Below are 17566 nucleotides of genomic sequence, written 5' to 3' on the forward strand. Positions count from 1 at the left end.
CCAGGTGACGCTACGTATTTTCTACGTTTGTTCGCTATGGGTCGCCACGATACAGGTTCGCGCGTCCCGCCGGGATCCACCACTGTGTGTCTAATCGAGCATCAACAGGGGCTTTCTGCGACGCGGCGACCCGCAACTCTAAGGTTTGAACATAGCCACACCAAACAGCCGTAGGCAGCAAATTAATTGGACCCGTCGTGAGGCGCTTCAGCACGAGCTTCCCGCGAGCCGCAAATACTCCTCGATACGAGTTTGAGCCTTACAGAAGGTGCCGAAGGGAGGAGTTCTCCTCCCCGTCTTCAGCCGCTTCGCGTCTTTCGCCACCCTCCTCAGCGGGCCGTTCACGCCCGCAACGCCCACCCTTATAGACCTTGTGCGCTGCCGCGCACCAATTCGGAAGCCAAACCTCGCTAAGGGGCTCTGCCCCGATCGCGCGGCGCAAGGGGCTTCCCCAATCTTCCGCGCCCTGCGGGCTTGTGCAGACCTCCGCTGCGCTCCGTCCTTTCCGCTCCTGCTTTCCGCCTCCGCTCCAAGGATGGGGAGACCCCTCCCCTTGCACCTTGCTACCCCCGCCTTCGCCAGGTGGCGTTCGGCATGTACATGCCGCGAGTTCACGCGGAAGTGCAAAAGCAAAGCCGACAAGGAGCAAACACCATGAGCAGCAACGCCAAGATCGACAACGTCACCCCCATCGACAGCAAGAAGCCCACCACCAAACAGGAACTCATTGCCGCCAACATCAAGCTCTCGATTCAGCAGTTAGAGGCCGGACACTCGGAAGCCCTCACCAACTACCTCACCGCCATGAGCCGCTTTCACCAGTACAGCTTTGGGAACGTGCTGGAGATCGCGCGGCAGATGCCGACCGCGACCCGCGTTGCGGGGTTCTGGACGTGGAAGAACCTTGGCCGCAGCGTGAAGGCCGGACAGAAAGGCATCCGCATCCTTGCTCCCATCGTCGGCATTCGCCGCAAAAAGGACGAGGAAGCGCAGAAGGACATCACCAAGCAGAACGAGCGCACCCTACTCGGCTTCCGCAACGCCTACGTCTTCGACGTGTCGCAGACCGAAGGTGCAGACCTGCCCGACATGCACCAGGTCTCCGGCGATCCTGGCGAGAACGTGGAGCGTTTGGCCGAGTTCGTCAAGAGCAGAGGCATTCAGCTTGTCTACAACGCGAACATCGCGCCAGCCCTCGGCATGAGCTACGGCGGACGCATCGCCATCCTGCCCGGACAGTCCAAGGCCGAGGAGTTTTCGACGCTTGTTCATGAGACAGCGCACGAACTCCTGCACAAGGCAGAACGCCGGACAGCCACCACCAAGACCGTGCGCGAGACGGAAGCCGAAGCCATCGCTTTCGTGGTCGGTAAAGCCGTTGGGCTGGAAACCGGCAGCGCATCCGCCGACTACATCCAGCTCTACCACGGCAACGCCTCTCTGTTGGCCGAGAGCTTGGAAGTCATCCAGCAGACCGCCAGCGTCATTCTCGCGGCCTTGGAACCTCCCATGCTGGAGACCACCGAGGACGCAGCCACCGAACCGCAGCTTGTGGAGGTGGCGGCATGAAAACCATTCTCTCCATCCTCAAGAGAGCGGGCGGCTGGCGTCCGAGCCTGCACGTCCGCATCGAGAATCCGCCCTACCTGCCGCTTGTCATTGAAGCCGTCGACGAATCCGGCCCCCTCGGTCTACCGGCCCTTTCCGTTGCGCACTACGGCGAACAGAACGGCGACGCTATGCGTGACCCGGAGATGTGTTTCGAGCTTGGGTATGCAGGTGGTGCACACCTGATTCCGTACTACTGGCGCAACGATTACGTTGCCGTCGAGCAGGTCTCCCGCGCCATCGTCCGCGACCACTACGTCGCCCTGTTGGAACTCGGCAAGCAGCACGAGAGATTCGCCGCCACATGGGACAACAACCTGCGCTTGCAGGGATACGAAGAGGCTTTCACGGACAAGTGCATTCTCGGCTAGTCCGCTCCCTTGGAGCGGAACAAAGCCCGACGTGTGCCGCTCTGTGACCCGCAACCCACCAAGCCCAAAGGAGGGCACCATGCAGGACAGCAGCCCGTTTCAATACATCGCCATCGACCAGATTTCCGAATCCAAGACCAACCCACGGCAGACATTCGACCAGGCCAAGCTGGAGGAGCTCGCCGCCTCCATCAGGCCCCACGGCCTCATTCAGCCCATCGTTGTTCGCCCAAAAGAGAAAGGCTTCGAAATAGTCGCAGGAGCCCGCCGCTTTCGCGCTTGCCAGCTTGCGGAGGAGTTTTCAGTTCCCGCGCACATCAAGGAACTGAACGATGCCGAAGCCGTCGAGTGGCAGCTTGTCGAGAACTCGCAGCGGGTGGACGTTCATCCCTACGAGGAAGCGCAAGGCTTCCAGCGTCTGTTGGATGTCCCAGGCTATGACGTTGCCGCCTTGGTCGAGAAGTCCGGCAAGAGCGCCAGCCACATCTACGCGCGTCTCAGCCTGTTACAACTCATCCCCACCGTTGCCGAGGCATTCGTACAGGAACGCATCACCGCCAGCCACGCCAATCTCATCGCCCGTTTGCCTCAGGAGCATCAGGCGATAGCGTTCGAGAACTGCTGGCGCAAGGACTGGCAGGACAAGGAAGCGCACCTGCTTCCAGCCAAGCACCTTTCGGCGTGGATTTAGGCCAATCTCTACCTGAACCTTGCCGAGGCTCCCTTTGACCGTGAGGACATCGCCCTCAAACCAGAGGCCGGAGCCTGCGTTACCTGCCCACGCCGCAGCGGGTACAACACCAGCCTCTTTGCGGACGTGCAGGGCGACCAATGCCATGACGGCACATGCTTCCAGTCCAAGATCGCAGCGCACATCGACCGTGAGATCGCCGCGCGACCCGAACTGGTGCAGATCGAAACCGCATGGCGTTCGCCCAAAGAACAGCGTCCCGGCGCCCTCAATCGGAACCAGTACCGCGAACTTGCGGAACCCGACAATCCCGATGCCGAGCCGCCGTGCCCATCGTCCAAGGCAGCGATCATCGTCTTTGGGAAGCAAGTTGGCCGCACCGTCACCGTGTGCCTTGACGAAGAATGCCCGGTGCACACGAACCACGTCCAGACCGATGCAGCGGAGCCGGTCGAGCCGCCGCCCGTCATGCCGGATGTTCCCGAAGCCGAGACGGAGGAAGAAGCCGTCCAGCGCCAAGCCGAACATGAGCAGCGCATGGCCGACTATCATGCAGAACAGAAGCGGAAGGAGGAGGAACGCAAGGCGGAGTTTGAGCGGCAGCAGAAGGAGTACGAAGCCGAGCAAGCCAGACGCGAGAAACAGCGCAAGGCACGGGCCGCCACCTTTGAACGCATCATCGAGCAGGCTCCCGCATCCTTCAACGCCGACCAACTGCGCTTCCTCCTCCGTCTGCTGGTCAATGTCAATCCCTACGACTTCTTAGAAGAGGCAGCCACGCACTACAGCATCGATGAGAACGAACAGCGCTCAGACGACGAGGTCGTGCTCGCCGCACTCAGCAGCATCGCAGACGAAAAGCTAATCGGCTTTGCGCTGCGCATCGTCCTCTCCGACCATATCGGCATTCCGCAGGAAAACACTCCGGATTTGCTCATAGAAGCCGAACATGTCTTCGCACCGAAGAAGCCCAAGGTGGTAAAGCCTAGGAGCACGCCAGCCAGAAAGTCCAAGTCCGGTGCCGTCAAATCGGTAGCCAAGAAGGACGCCTCAGTCAAGAAAGCCGCCTAGCCTCAAGCCTCGGCTCCGGCTGGCCGGGGCCGCTTTTCGCCACCGCAAAAAGCGGCAGGGAGAACCCGCTTGGGTTTTCTCCCTGCACCCTGATCCCGCTCTCTCTCTCCGGCCTCCGCTCGCCGGCTGCGCGGCAGAAGTCAAGTTCCTCCTCCTGCACCTGCCCCCTGAAAGCGGAGCGAGATAAACTCGATGAACAATCCCGGTCTCAACGAGGGCGGTATTGATTCGAGCTGAACGTTCTTGAGGAAGCCACGATCAAGCTCCCTAGGATATCGATTCTGTATACGCCAAACACAGCATAGGGCTGTTGAGCCTACTCTGACTCAAGAAGAACATGCTGCTGATACTCGATCGGCAGCTTGAACTGTCGCTGCAGAAGAGCTACGTAAGCGCGGGCTTCTCTATCGAACTCTGGCTCACCTACGATAAACAACCGTTCCGGCTCGATGGCTCCAGGCCAGTAGGCGTATTCAAGTATCTGCGAAAGGCCTTCGCGGATGCAGCCTCTCGCCGAGAGTGAAGTCTTTATTTCGTAAATCCACAACTTGCCATCCGGTCGACGCACGGCAACGTCGATCTTGCCTGCTCCAGACTTCCACTCAGTCGCGACAGAACCATGTCCATGCTGCGCCTCTAGAAGAGTATAGAGGCTCCTCTGCAATGCGTTATGCCGTAGGTCGACGTCGAGCGTTCTCGCAGCAAGCGATGAAGAAGTACTGCGCTTCTTGACTGTGCAGCCCGGGACAAACGGCGTTTTCTCACCATTATTGGGATCCGCATAGTCACCCTCTCCTTCCACATACAGGTAAAGCGGAATAAGACGATCAAGATCGAACACGATCAGGTCTACATCGATGGCATCAATCGGCTGCATCTTTCCGAGAAACACAAATACATGACGCTGTACCAAGTCTGGAAGAATCGGAGACACCGGGCGATCCGAATCTCTCCTATGCTCTCGTTGCCAATCCCACATTGACATGTCAGCAAATAATTTGGCGTTCAGAGCGATGTATTCGTTGAATCTTCGAACACTCGGGAGTAGCTGCTCTTCGGGATACGGAAGTGTCTGGCTCGGCTCGAAAGAGAAGGCGACACCATGGCGGAACGTCCCCTCCCGATCAAACCCGACGTTGAACTGTAGCTCCTTCCGCCCGCCATGATGATATGCGTAGTGTGGTGCGAAAATCGTCTGCGACGTGAAGATTGATGACGATGGCAGACGCGTCAGTCGTTTCAAATCCTTGCGAAGAGACTGCAGTCGCCCGATCTCATGGTTGCGAGCCCGCGCCTCAATCTCCTTGACGATGCTTTCAAGGTCCATGGGGCGATTCTCGAACATGTGATCTACCTGCGCAACTGCAGTCCGCGTCCTTACAGGCATACTGCAAGAGTTTTTGAACAGGGCAGGCGTAGTTGTTCGCATTTGTGTTGCTGCGCTGGCGCAGGATGGTCCATTTGGACAAACTAACAATGGTAAGGCTGGTCTACCGATGGCGTTCCTACCGCTTGAGCTTAGCCCCGGCTACCCTTTCCCCATAGCACTGCCACTCATCATTTCTGATCAGGGTTGATCTTGTTATACGCAGGGCTGCAACCCCATCGATTTCTCTCAACGTCTCCTTGACGCTCTCCGCGACCGACTCCGGCATCCAAGGGCTTAAGTAGATGCGGTCTATACAAGAAAGCGGGATCGGTAAGGTCTTCGTTCTGAGCCGTTGAGACTTCGATTCCCAGATGAATCTAAACTCTCGTTCGTCCCCAAAGGGAAAGCGTTTTAGAAAAGGTAACGAGTTCACCCCGTGTGCATCCAGCTGTCTACTCTCATTCAGCTTCAGGTATTCAACTTCGCTACTCCGCACTGTTTTCGACTGTTCTCTTAATGCGTTGACGAGGTTGGTACGTTTGAACGAGATGCACACGCCCGCTGATCCTTGTGAAAACACCCTCCAGTGATGGTAGGTTTCTGACTGCATGGAACAGCAGATGGCTAAGAGAGAGGTTAACTTCCTCCGGTCCTTGTAGAGTTCCATGAAGTAAGCACCATTCTTGTCATCCCACGTGGATGGGTCGAGAAATGTAATTGTTTGGGTTCTCAGAAGGTGGATCAGCGACGGAAGATCCGTGTAGCGTCTAAGGAAGTTCTTTAGCAGAGTCACTCAATCACCTCAGTGCGGCTGTAAAACGTCGATAGTGTCTCGATAACAACCTCCTACGCAGTCGGTCCAAGAAAGCGGAGCCCTCCTCCCACCGCAAACGCGGGAGCCCAGACTTCATCTCCCGCCTCGAACTGCGTCTTCAGATCAGCAGCGGAGAAGACAATTTGTAGCTTGCCGGGATACCTTGAAGCGACCATTTGCAACCGCTGTGTGTACGCGTCGAAATCGGCTTGATCGAGTTCGTGTTGCTTGGGGGCATCGAAGAGTAACCATCCAGGATGATTGCCGCCCCGTGCCAGGGCTACCTCCAAAATCGCTGCATGAAAAGCCAAGACGATACGCGTCCGAGTACTTCCGCTTTGATGCGTCGTGATCGAAAAACGCTCCCCATCAACGAAGAGATTAAGATCATCATCGAAGTGAGCACCGTTGAAGTTCTTTGTTCCTAACGTAGTCAGCCATTGCTGCACGGAATCACTCAGCAGGCGACGCGCATCGGAAAGAGCTCCGACGCCACGAATTCCGTGCGGTCTCGCTGCCGTAACGGCGATTACCTCTTGCTCGCGTCTGTCGAGCAGGCGATTAAATCTCTCCTGCTCCGTTGCAAGCTGCCGCAACTTGGCAAGCTTCAACTCGACTTCGACAAGCTCATTGGTCAAAGAGCTTAGTTGTCTGCTGATACTCGCCTGCGGCGAGCCTTCGACGGCGGCCGCGCGTTCAGCACGTTTCGCGCTGATTTTTGCCTGTACGAGTCTCTTCTCCTCTGCAACCGTGGCCATCTCCCGACTCAGCTGGCCGTCAGTGCGTCGCATATCTTTGATCTGATCTTTCAGAAAGAGGAGCGAGCGCCCGAATGAGCGATCCGAATGTTGGAACATCAAGCAGTCTTCCCGCCCGCAGAATTGCCGAAGCAGATCCGTCGCTTGGACATTTGCCGTGAGAATTTCCTCTTCTCCTTCCAACTCGGAGAAGACAAGGCTCAGCTGCTCTCGCCGCTTTCCTAGCGCACCATCCCTTGCGTCAAGTGTGGCCAGCTGTGCCTCAAGAGCGCTTAGCTCGCGGTCAAACACGTTCGTTGTGCTGCGGATCAGCTCTAGCACAACCCGACTGTCTTCCAGATTCTGCTCTATTTGTGCCTTCCGCTGTTCGAGGCGGGGCGTCTCTCCCTGGACAAAACGCTCGTCTCGTTCTAGACGGTTGATCACGAAACGCTGTAACTCGATCGACTTCTCGGTTTTTTCCAAAGCGGCCTTCGCCTCTTCGAAGGCTGTACGCGCCCTGAAAGGGTGACGGGGCGGCAATCCGATCAAGAACCGGATCACTTCTTGCCGTTGATCCAGTAGAAAGTTCTTATTTGGCGGTGTCCAGTAGTCTTGCGTCCACCCATGATCCTGATCGACCCAAAATGCAGGAAAGACAATGCTTGGGTAAAGTATGGCTTCTTGCTTCTGTTTGTTTGTGAGCGAGGGGGCCGACTCCGTGAGCAGGCCCATAAACCAATTTGCATAGTCTTTCGCATTTGAGTAGGTTGTGCTCGATCCCTCCTCATCAACCGTGAGCCTGTATTCTTCCGCTAGATCTCTGGTCACGATCAACCGCCGGCCCTCCAGTTCCAAGGCGATCTCAGCCGCACGACAATGCATGCGAATCGCTGGCGGCAGCTCCAACTCATGGCCGAGCGCGGCCATCACGCCTTTCATCAAGGGAGTCTTTCCAGAGCCATTTGGTCCCTGCACTGTCGTGAACAGGTCCCCAAACTGGAGAAGGCCTGATGTCCACCCTGCGTCGGTTTTTGGTAGGTACTGAAAGCTACTAAGCCTCATCGTTGTTTTGCCCCTGTCTCGCGTGCCCACGCTCGAGCGCAATACCGAGCCTGCGAACAAGCAGCCCTAGGTCAGTCGCATCCCGCAGACTTCTGTCTAGCTTCATCCGGCCCGCATCGGTCAACCTGACCACTCGTTTTTCATCTTCCGAGACTGATACGAGACGAGCAGACTCTAGAAAGGCTAGGGCCTCAGCACATCTGCGGCGTAAGGTCAGAGAGCTTTCCAGGCTATGCACCGAGCGTCGTAGAGCAATGAACAAATCTGTAAGGGCGCTTGATACGATCCTGCCAAGATGCATTGTTTGAAAGGGCCGTTTCCTAGCTGTCACAAGAATCGTCAGTGCAAGAAGGGGCATTGCAAAAAGCGCGTCTACAGTTTCCGGCGCAAGACGATTGCGACGGTCATGGGCAAGAGGAACCCTCAAATCGGAATTACTGACCGACGCTAAGAAATCGTCAACGTTCATAGGGCTGCTGTCCCCTCCGTATCCGCCAGTGATTCTGATTGAGCAGCCAAGGAGAAAAATAGCCCCAACACGTGATCTGCGGTAAGGGAGGTCCCAGTCAGACCTGCAAACTGTTTTGCAATGTCTTTTGCCTCCGTGACGAGCTCCACCAAGGAAAGATTTTGTCTGAGTAGTGACATTGCTTTCTCCTCTAGGAGGATGTAATCGACCTTGGTGAGTGCGTGACGCTCAACCGTTCGCCAGACGTCCCATTGAGACTTAAAGTCACAGATGTTGACCAAGTGTTCTGACCATCCATGCTTCTGGCAGTAACGCTGCAGACGGGAAAGAGTCTTGACTGCGTCCGTCGAGTCGCCCTTTCGTAGCTGTTCATAGGCTTGAGAAGAGAGACTGAGCGTACTCAGCAGATCGGTGACAACCAAGCCTTTTTCCGCGCGTAAGGTTTCGTCGGACGCCGGAACGATCGTGCTCGTGTGTGCCACTTTCCGGCGCACTTGGGAAACGACTTCCCGAGCGATCTGCTTAGACTGCCGTTGGAGCAGCTCGATCTCGCTAAAATTCACGATCACGTCAGCGAGTTCCAGCAGAGCTTGCTCTGCACTTTCCAGGTTCCCCTGGTCGGTAAGCATCCGCAGCTCGCGGAGCCAGTCAAAAAGATCTCTAGGGGAAGGAACTAGCTTTGCTGCTTCGTATGCTTGGGCCAAACGCTCGAATGTACCCTTTTGTTCGCCGGTAAGGCCCGCCGCGGAACCAGCGGCTTTTATCGCTGCAAGAAAGCTGGTGAGACCCGGCTCTAGACCTGAGTTCGTAACGAAAGCTAAGGCAGAGCACGCAGCTCCGAAGTTCCTGCGGTGTTGCAGCATGCGTATGAAAATCGCGTCATCCGAAACTTTCGCAGGCTTCCCAGATTTTGGAGACTTCGCCTTTTTAGAAGTTCGAGGTTGTGACACCCCGAAAAACTCGCGAAAGCTCCATGGCCCCTGTGACAGCTTCCGGCCCTTAACTTGGTGGAACTCGTACACCGCCTCGACACCTTCGAGTTCGATGACGAAATCGTCGTGCCAATCACAGTAGACGCAGAGATGCTTTTGGTGGCTCGTGAGCAGGTTTAGAGTGGCCCGAGCAGTCCGCTCATATTGGTACTCGTACTTACGGGCCGTTTGCGCCCCAGCCCTCTCGCGCGGCTCAATTTGACCCAGTCGACTTCCGCCACTCACCACTTTCCCTCGATAGCAGATCAGTAGCCATCATATTGCGGACGGGGGCTCATCGTGCGAAGGCCGTCACTTTTAAGTGTCCGCCGGCACCGCCCAAGACCCAGAGAAACATTGGCGTTTGACCGATACATTCATGGCATCAGCTGTACTCCGTTAAACCGCCGCTCTGGCATTATCCATCGCGGTCCGGTCCCAAGTGGGCGCATATCTGGAGTCGGAGAGCATTCGCTACAAATTACGATCTGCCAACGTTTCCTGTCTCACTCCACCGCCCATTGTGGCATCCGCGCACGGAGAGAGGAATTTCGTGCATACCCTCGGAGCGCAATCAATCAAGATGAGCGCATATAATGATCGATAACGAGAGCAGCTATCGATCATGCGCTGGAACTGGCAACAAGGCGATTGGCCCGATTTCCGCTGGCACACCGAAGTGATGGCACAGGCTGAGCAGGACTTTTTGCGCGGCGCTGGCGTCTTGGTCGGTTCAGCAAAACATCTGAATGACGACGCACGGCAACAAGTGATGGTTGAGTCGATGAGTGCAGAAGCTCTAACCACTTCAGAGATCGAGGGCGAAATCCTCAATCGCGCCAACGTCCAGTCGTCCATTCAGCGCCAACTTGGCCTGATCTCGGATCGTCGCAGGGTCAAGCCTGCTGAACAGGGAATCTCGGAGCTGATGGTTGATCTCTACCGCGGCATCGACGGCTTGCTGACCGAGGATCAACTCTTCGCATGGCACCGAATGGTCGGCGCGGGGAGAACTGACCTGCGAGACATCGGTTGCTACCGCACAAGCGTTGAACCAATGCAGGTGATCTCTGGCGCGAGCTATTCGCCCAAAGTCCACTTTGAAGCACCGCCCTCGTCTCAAGTTCTCAAGGAGATGAAGAGGTTCATCGGGTGGTTCAACAGGACCGCTCCCGAAGGTGGATCAAGACTACCGGCCCTCACCCGGGCCGGCGTCGCTCATTTGTACTTTGAGTCCATCCATCCCTTCGAGGACGGAAATGGACGCATCGGCAGGGCGATCGCAGAGAAGGCACTCATCCAGGGTTTCGGCCAGCCCATTATCGTTGCCCTGGCGCGTTCGATCCTTGCCCACCACAGCGACTACTACCGCGCGCTGGAACAGGCGAATGGGAGCAATGAAGTCACCAAGTGGCTACGCTGGTTCGGTGCTATCGCGCTCGAAGCTCAGCGCCGGACCATCGCTGACATCGACTTTGTCATTCACAAGGCAAAATTGCTCGACAGTGTTCGCGGACGGATCAACCCGCGTCAGCAGAAGGTTCTCTTGCGCATGTTGCAAGAAGGTCCGGAGGGTTTCGTGGGTGGCATGAGCGCGAAGAAGTACAGCACCATAGCAGGAACACCTCCTGCTACTACTACGCGCGACTTGGCAGGGCTCGTCGAAACGGGCGCCTTCATCCGTTCAGGTGAGCTCAAGCACACGCGATATGCGCTGAATATTCCTGTCACGAAGATCCCGCGCGTGACGATCGATGGAACAGGCGAGATCATTTCAAGCTCCTAGACCGTTCCTTCCTGACATGCGCCAGCGGACTGACCTTTCGCCATGGAGGCGAATAAGAATTTATAGACGAGGATCGATAGGCTCGCTTTCTAGCGCAAGAACTCCGAACACGCATTCATGAGTCCTCCGCAGTGGTTCGCGCCGAACGAACCTCTCCAAGGCTTCAATACCGAGTGAAAACTCACGGAACGCGAGAGACCGTTTGGCTCCGACAGCCCGCGAACGCAGACGCTCGAGATTGCCCGGTAAGAGGTACTCCGGGCCATAGATGATGCGCAGATATTCTGGGCCGCGACACTTCATTGCTGGTTGCGTGACACCTCGACGCCCACGGCTTATGAAGTCCAAAGGCTTCACCACCATTCCCTCGCGGCCATGCGAGGTCATTTCAGTCCACCACGCGACGGCATCGTGACAGCTCGCGGTGTCGGCCAAGTCTACAACCCGATACGGAGTCGCGAGCAGAATCTCCGTGTCCTGCATACAGAGACCTGTCAAAGTCTCCATGTGCCACGTATGCGGTTTATCTGTATGCACAGCACCTTCACTAGCCAACAAGTGGAACGGAGCCAACTTGAGATCGGCCAATCCCTTCACAGGCCAGCAATACTGTCTGTACTCGCGAACGTAGCCATCGACCGCGCCAAGTCGATCTCGCGTTCTCTGCATCAATGCTTCCAGCCCTGATACGTGACCACTGGCAGCTTCCAAAGCTTCTATTTCAGCGTGAAGGGTCTTCACACCACCATTGCCCACTGGAGCATATTGTTTCTGGAGAAGCTCCTGAGCCTTTGCAGACCAAGGCATCAGTTCACAGTCAAGGCAGAGCCAGTCTGTACCGAGATGGTTCCACAAGTCCGCGCCGGACGCAGCGTCGCGGGTACGCTCAAGGAATGCTTTCTCCAGTGCGGCGTCCTCGAAGAATTGGCGTCCAGTGCGCGTATAGACCACACCAAGCGAAGGCTCGGAAACACCGAAGCGCTTCAACGAAACGCACTCGTCCTTACACACCACAACTACCGCGCGGGAGCCCATGTGCTTCTGTTCGCAAACCACGGTTGAGATGCCTTCTTTGCGATAGAAGGCGAACGCTTCGTCAGGATGCTCCAGAAGGTCCGTTCGCTGACTCGTCTCGGACGGAGACATGGTGGGAGGCAAATAGATGAGCCACTTCGGATCGCACGCAAAGCGACTCATCACTTCCAGCGCTGCGATGGCATTCTCTTCGCGGATCGTGATCTTTGGTAGCAGCCGTGTGTCGATGAGCCGTTTGCCGACAACATCTTCGATGTCGAGCACGTCATCATGAATCTGCTGTGTGTCTCGCTCCTGTTGTGTTGTCTCGAGGAGAAAAGGACGCGCAGGTTCGTAGTATGTCTTGTGCGCAGGGACAGACACCATCTCGCGCTCCGGATAACGGAACGCAGTGAGCTTCCCGCCGAAAACGCATCCAGTGTCGATGTTAACTGTGTTGTTCAGTGAGAGTGGCTCCGCCACGGGCGTGTGCCCGTACACAACCAGCGCCTTTCCCCGATAGTCTGCCGCCCAGTTGTAACGCACCGGTAGCCCGAACTCATCGGTTTCGCCGGTCGTCTCGCCGAAAAGCGCAAACTCGCGGACAGCGCCTGATCCGCGTCCCTGCATGGATTCCTTTAAGCCTGCATGCGCAACGACAAGGTTCCCGTTGTCGAAGACATAGTGGCTCACCAAACCGTCGAGGAACTTGGAAACGTAGTCCCGAAACTCCTGCGTTTCTGTCTCAAGCTGCTCCATCGTTTCAGCGAGGCCATGAGTGCGCTTCACATCCTTACCACGCAACGCACGAACGAGCTTGATGTCATGGTTTCCGGGTACGCAGAATGCCTGACCCGATTCAACCATTGCAGAAACGAGCCGAAGGACCTGCACCGTTCCAGGCCCACGATCAACGAGATCGCCTACGAAGACGAGCTTGCGGTCGGGAGGGGACGTGACCGCGTACGTGTCGTTCGTCGCTTTGACCTCGTACCCCAGCTTCGACATCAGTTCGACGAGTTCGTCAAAGCAGCCATGCACATCGCCGATGATGTCGAAAGGCCCATGCTCGCTCTTCTTGTTGTTCCAGAGCAAATGGCGATCGATCGTGATGGAATCCACCTCTTCAGGCGAGGTGAGTTTGAAGAGGTGGCGAATGCCTTCACGCTCTAGACCGCGCATCGACCTGCGTAGCTGCTGAAGCTGATTGTGAATGACATGAGAACCGAACTGCCGGTCCGGGCGAACCTTATTGCGATCCTGGCAGAGGCGCTCTGGAAGGTCGAAGACGATCGCCTCCGCAAAGACATGGAACTCTTTCGCCAGGGCGATCAGAGACTTCCGGGATTCTGGCTGCACGTTCGTCGCATCCACGACGACGAGCTTTCCGCGAGCCAGTCGCTTCCTCACCAAGGTATGCAGCACATCAAACGCATCGCCTGTGGCAGACTGATCGTTTTCATCATCTGATACGAGGGCTCTGCAGAAATCCGACGAGATGACTTCCGTTGGAAGGAAGTGCTTCCGTGCAAATGTAGATTTGCCTGATCCTGACGGACCGACCAGGAGGACGAGTGACAGTTCTGGAATGCTGATGTTCACTGCGTGACCTCCTTTCTCGAAAAGATCGCCATCTGAGTTGGCGCTCCATATTGTTCTTCGACCGGGCCGACTGGTTCAAAGCGAACTTGGTACCCAGAGCGTTCTGCTAAGGAAGTAGCCCAATCCTCAAACTGCTTCCGTGACCATTCAAAGCGATGATCGTCATGTCGGAACTCGCCAGCATGCAGCTTTTCGAACACCGCGTTGTACTCGACATTCGGAGTTGTCAGCACGACGTGAGCGGGACGCGCAAATTCAAAGACAATCCGCTCAAAGGTCGCCAGCCGTGCGGCGTCGAGATGCTCGATGACTTCGACAATGGCAGCGGCATCGAAGCCGCTCAGCCGCCTGTCTCGATAGGTGAGCGAGCCCTGTATCAGTTCAATGCGCTGGCGCTGCCTTTCCGGCATATTTTCCAGACGAAGAAGTTCTTTGGCTTTCTCTAGGGAACGATACGAAACATCCATACCGAGCACGAACTCAAATTGTCGTTCGGCCAGAAGAAGCCGGAGGAGTTTGCCCTCGCCGCACCCCAGATCAAGCACGCGCTTCGCGCCGGTCGTCATAAGCGTTGCTGCGACTACTTCCAATCGTTGCGCATGCAGCGAACGCTTCGGCGTTGACTCTTCCGTATCGGTGTTCTCAGTGTCAGAGAGCTGCTCGACCGGAGTGTCAGCCGCCATGAGACGATCAAGCGCTTCACGCGCCAAGGAGCGTTGGCGCTTCAGGTAGCGCGAGACGATCAGATCCTTTTCCGGGTGAGTCGCCAGCCACCCCTCTCCCTTGCGCAGCAGCTTTTCGATCTCATCGCCAGCGACCCAATAGTGCTTCTCGTTGTCCAGGACCGGAATCAACACGTAAAGGTGTGTCAAAAGATCCTGAAGGCGCTTCACACCGGCGATCGTCAACGAGACATACGGCGACTCTCCCCACTCGGGAAACGCTTCGTCCAGCTTTGCGCTGGTCATTGTCACTTCATAGCCCAGGGGTTCGAATAGTCTGCGCACCAGGTCGTGCCCGCCTCGCGCGGCCAATACAGGGAGACTCGCGGACAGGGGGATTGCAGAATCGGCAAGTTCCTGCCGCTCTTTGCTTCGTCCCGTCATCGCTGTGTTGAAGATGCGACCGATCGCCACGCTAAGGAACGAATTGGCTGCATAGGGCCGATCGTTCACATACTGCTCTAGCTGCCCGCCGTCTCCAGAAGGCTCACGACCGCGCACCAAGCCGACGGGATCAATTTCCAGCAGCAACGCAGCTGTGCATTTCTTAAGAGACGCCTCTGGGTAGAAGACCGTCGCCGTACCAAAAGACACGTCTTCCGTTTGAACTCGTGAAGGGTTCTTGTGGAGTAGATAGCCCAGGTCCGAGGCGGGTTGATGCGTGGTTGACAGAGTGAGAAGCATGCATCAGCAAGTTTACGGGCTTCGTGACTCGGTGCGCCGGGGCTGGGCGCCCGAAATCAGCGCGGCCCGTCAACGTGTAAACAATCGAGTATCCCAGCGTACAGGTTCGGGAGCGGAAGCTTCGATCAATTTCGCGGCACTATGGGCTTGGTTAATCAGGATGTTGTACTCGCGTCCTTCGGTGACGACACTTGGCACTCGGAGAACTGCTGTTCGAGCTTCCCGCAGCCACTCATCACCAAAAGCTCTTGCCGTCGTCACATCCTCGGCATCCCAACCCGGCAGTGCAGACGGCAATAGAGTTTCGATTACGACACTCTCCGGGATGGCGATCCGGACGACCTGATGATGCTTGGGAGGGACCGCCAGGTTGGCGTGCACAAGGATTTCGAGCATCGCGCCGGCATAGCTTTCGGCGGCATAGATAACGCGCTGACCTATGGAGTTCCAGCGGCCTCCACGGAGCATCGCTCCAGTGCCGTCAAAGATCGGATGACGCGCATCCGCGATCCGGTACGCGATCATCGCTAGACGGGGAGTCCGTAGAAGAGTTTCTCGAGCAGGTCTTCGACACGACGGGCGCCGAGCTCCGTCCGAGCCACTTCGAGCGGAGTTCTGTCATGGAGCTCGCGGTGTGGCTTGTTCATCCACTCGCGCGCCCGGTCCCGATCATCCCAGACGTACTCCGCTTGCGCGAGCACGCGCGCCAGCCTCTCGGTGCGCTCGCTCTCGTCCACGGAAAGACGCCTGGTCCGACGCTTCCACGTTGCCGCTGGCACAACCTTGAACTTGTAGGCGTTCGCCACCCGGCGATCCTCGTAAAGACGAGTGGATAGCTTTTCGAGGGAGCGTTTCGGGAGCCCAGCTGAGACGGCAGACTCCAACTCGCTGACGGTCCGGATGGAAGGTCCGAGACCGAGGATCTCAGCAATGGACTGGGGTTCGATCATCGACGTCAAACACCTCTGCGGCTCAGTATAGCTCTTTTTTCGGCTCAGATGGAGAGCTGAAACGTGGGTTCAATAAGGGTGCAATAAAGCTTCTTCAGGGCTCCAAGGGTGCCGTAAAGCGCCAACCGTGCCCAATGGAATCAATGGGTTACGGACCCTCGGGTCCCTTTCACGGCGGTAACACGGGTTCGAATCCCGTCGGGGACGCCAATAAAATCAACAACTTAGCCATGATTAGAGCAGCCGAAGGGCGGTTGTACGTCATAAATACGTCATACCGCTTCCGGTACGTCACGATACGTCATGGAATCCGCCCGGCGCGGTCGCACAGACTCCACTATGCAACCCCCCCCCCGTACCCCAAGGATTTCATCAAACCCGGCGCGACTCCCACCCCGCAGTGCGAGCGTACAAAGTCAATCCGGGTATACCCGTATATAACGCTGGTCTGGCACGTCGCCAGACCCACTCAAACGCTATGGAAGCAAGACACCCAACATGCGTTTGTGAAAGACGGGTTGAGCGCTGGCTGGTTCCTTAGATATTTCAATCTGAAGGTATGAACCTCTTGGGTCTATGGACGAAGCAATTTCATCAGGCTGGAGAGGCTCACCAGATGTCTTGAGAAAATCCTTCGAGAATCGAACCGTCCCATCACTGTCCTGCTTCCAAGTCCCGATGGCATGATTCGTTGTGGTGCTTTGAGCAATCGTTTGGGTGAACGAACCATCGGCTTTCAAAACCAAGGTCGCAATGACGTTCGGTTCATCGCCCATATACGTCCCCGCTAGCTGGCCGTCGGAATTGGTCTTGCCATACCAAAGAACGTGATACTGGCGAAGCCGCAGTGACGGGAGCAAACCTAGCATTTTGTGCATGTCACTGACGGTCGTTCCATCAGATTCCGGTTCATCGCCTGATACTACGAGGAAATCTCTTGAGAAAGAGATGCCGCCTTCTCCAACATGTCTCCATGTCCCTTTGGCATGTTCCTCAACGCTGCCATTCCGCCGCGTTTGCTCAAAGGTATGGTCTGGCTTCAAGATCAGCATTGAGCTTTCCTTGCCATGCTCAAAACGATACTTTCCCGTTGCAACACCGTCTCCATAGTCCATCGCAACAGCAGCCCAGAGCACTAGACCGGCGATGGCAAGCAAGAATCCAATGAGCACACGCACGAACCTTCTCATCCAGCGTTTCTCCAATCGAACAATCAAAGGCATCTTGATTCTAAGTCCTAATTTCCGCCTGCTTTCGCGGGTTGATTTTGCTTGCACGGCTAATAGACCTGCATTAGCTTCCTCAGAGCGCAGTCGCGCGATCCTCCCCATGTAGCACCCTCCGCAGTCGCGGAGCGGGTCATAGCCAGTCGGCAATGCCCGGATCAAAGCACTTCATTTTGATTCGAGGGTAGCCCTATGGCTCAAGTACAGATTGCGGACGTTATCGTTCCCGCAGAGTGGTCTGCCCGGCGTTTTTTGTACCAGTCTGAGTGATAGAGGCTGAGTACAAGGAGCTTGATATGCCGAGGGGCAAGAAGCATAGTGCGGAGCAGGTAGTGAACCTGCTGCGTCAGATTGAAGTGGCGGTTGCGAACGGGAAGACGACGGTTCAGGCGTGCAAGGACGCGTCGATTACGGAG

Annotated in this window: 14 protein-coding genes and 1 pseudogene; 6 read left to right on the plus strand and 9 right to left on the minus strand. The window is 56.5% G+C overall.

Annotated elements, in window-relative coordinates; translation table 11 throughout:
- The first annotated feature begins 654 nt into the window (after window positions 1-654).
- The 4 genes from OHL11_RS17135 to OHL11_RS17150 all read left to right on the plus strand — a co-directional run bounded on the left by OHL11_RS17135 (window position 655) and on the right by OHL11_RS17150 (window position 3741).
- The gene (locus OHL11_RS17135) at window positions 655-1569 is read left to right on the plus strand and encodes an ArdC family protein (RefSeq protein WP_263372766.1); all 915 of its coding nucleotides are present in this window, start codon (window positions 655-657) and stop codon (window positions 1567-1569) included.
- Entirely contained in the window at window positions 1566-1979 is a 414-nt protein-coding gene (locus OHL11_RS17140) for a DUF6908 domain-containing protein (RefSeq protein ID WP_263372767.1), read from the plus strand. The genes OHL11_RS17135 and OHL11_RS17140 overlap by 4 nt, the downstream gene beginning before the upstream one ends.
- A gap of 79 nt (window positions 1980-2058) precedes the next feature.
- Window positions 2059-2670, plus strand: coding sequence for a ParB/RepB/Spo0J family partition protein (locus OHL11_RS17145; protein ID WP_263372768.1), 612 nt, complete (start codon window positions 2059-2061; stop codon window positions 2668-2670).
- A gap of 126 nt (window positions 2671-2796) precedes the next feature.
- Window positions 2797-3741 carry a hypothetical protein gene (locus OHL11_RS17150; protein ID WP_263372769.1) on the plus strand — a complete coding sequence of 315 codons (945 nt, stop codon included), beginning with the start codon at window positions 2797-2799 and terminating at the stop codon, window positions 3739-3741.
- A gap of 316 nt (window positions 3742-4057) precedes the next feature.
- Here the strand turns inward: OHL11_RS17150 and OHL11_RS17155 are convergent, their stop codons facing one another.
- The 4 genes from OHL11_RS17155 to OHL11_RS17170 all read right to left on the minus strand — a co-directional run bounded on the left by OHL11_RS17155 (window position 4058) and on the right by OHL11_RS17170 (window position 9412).
- Complete coding sequence (locus OHL11_RS17155; protein ID WP_263372770.1) at window positions 4058-5068, minus strand: PDDEXK family nuclease; 1011 nt, start codon at window positions 5066-5068, stop codon at window positions 4058-4060.
- Window positions 5069-5246: 178 nt separating this feature from the next.
- A complete protein-coding gene (locus tag OHL11_RS17160; protein ID WP_263372771.1) occupies window positions 5247-5777 on the minus strand; it encodes a hypothetical protein in 531 nt (176 codons plus the stop codon).
- 179 nt (window positions 5778-5956) lie between these two features.
- Window positions 5957-7606, minus strand: a complete 1650-nt coding sequence (locus tag OHL11_RS17165) for a hypothetical protein (RefSeq protein WP_263372772.1) — start codon at window positions 7604-7606, stop codon at window positions 5957-5959.
- Between the two features lie 585 nt (window positions 7607-8191).
- On the minus strand, window positions 8192-9412 hold the full coding sequence (locus OHL11_RS17170; RefSeq protein ID WP_263372773.1) for a DUF4297 domain-containing protein: 1221 nt from the start codon (window positions 9410-9412) through the stop codon (window positions 8192-8194).
- 379 nt (window positions 9413-9791) lie between these two features.
- Between OHL11_RS17170 and OHL11_RS17175 the strand changes: the two genes are divergently transcribed.
- Window positions 9792-10952, plus strand: coding sequence for a Fic family protein (locus OHL11_RS17175; protein WP_263372774.1), 1161 nt, complete (start codon window positions 9792-9794; stop codon window positions 10950-10952).
- A 60-nt stretch (window positions 10953-11012) separates the two neighbouring features.
- Here OHL11_RS17175 and OHL11_RS17180 read toward each other — a convergent pair whose 3' ends face one another.
- From OHL11_RS17180 to OHL11_RS17200, 5 genes are all read right to left on the minus strand, one after another.
- A complete protein-coding gene (locus OHL11_RS17180; RefSeq protein ID WP_263372775.1) occupies window positions 11013-13568 on the minus strand; it encodes a polynucleotide kinase-phosphatase in 2556 nt (851 codons plus the stop codon).
- Window positions 13565-14974 carry a 3' terminal RNA ribose 2'-O-methyltransferase Hen1 gene (locus OHL11_RS17185; protein WP_263372776.1) on the minus strand — a complete coding sequence of 470 codons (1410 nt, stop codon included), beginning with the start codon at window positions 14972-14974 and terminating at the stop codon, window positions 13565-13567. Before OHL11_RS17185 ends, OHL11_RS17180 begins: the two co-directional genes overlap by 4 nt.
- Before the next feature lie 69 nt (window positions 14975-15043).
- Window positions 15044-15499, minus strand: a complete 456-nt coding sequence (locus OHL11_RS17190; protein WP_263372777.1) for an RES family NAD+ phosphorylase — start codon at window positions 15497-15499, stop codon at window positions 15044-15046.
- A 2-nt stretch (window positions 15500-15501) separates the two neighbouring features.
- A complete protein-coding gene (locus OHL11_RS17195; protein WP_263372778.1) occupies window positions 15502-15924 on the minus strand; it encodes an antitoxin Xre/MbcA/ParS toxin-binding domain-containing protein in 423 nt (140 codons plus the stop codon).
- A 476-nt stretch (window positions 15925-16400) separates the two neighbouring features.
- Entirely contained in the window at window positions 16401-17147 is a 747-nt protein-coding gene (locus OHL11_RS17200; RefSeq protein WP_263372779.1) for a hypothetical protein, read from the minus strand.
- A 299-nt stretch (window positions 17148-17446) separates the two neighbouring features.
- On the opposite strand from OHL11_RS17200, the pseudogene OHL11_RS17205 reads away from it, so the two are divergent.
- Window positions 17447-17566 (plus strand): annotated as a pseudogene (locus OHL11_RS17205) (IS3-like element ISCARN86 family transposase); the annotation flags it as partial.

The sequence above is a fragment of the Granulicella cerasi genome (assembly GCF_025685575.1).
In the GTDB taxonomy this organism is placed as follows: Bacteria; Acidobacteriota; Terriglobia; order Terriglobales; family Acidobacteriaceae; genus Granulicella; species Granulicella cerasi.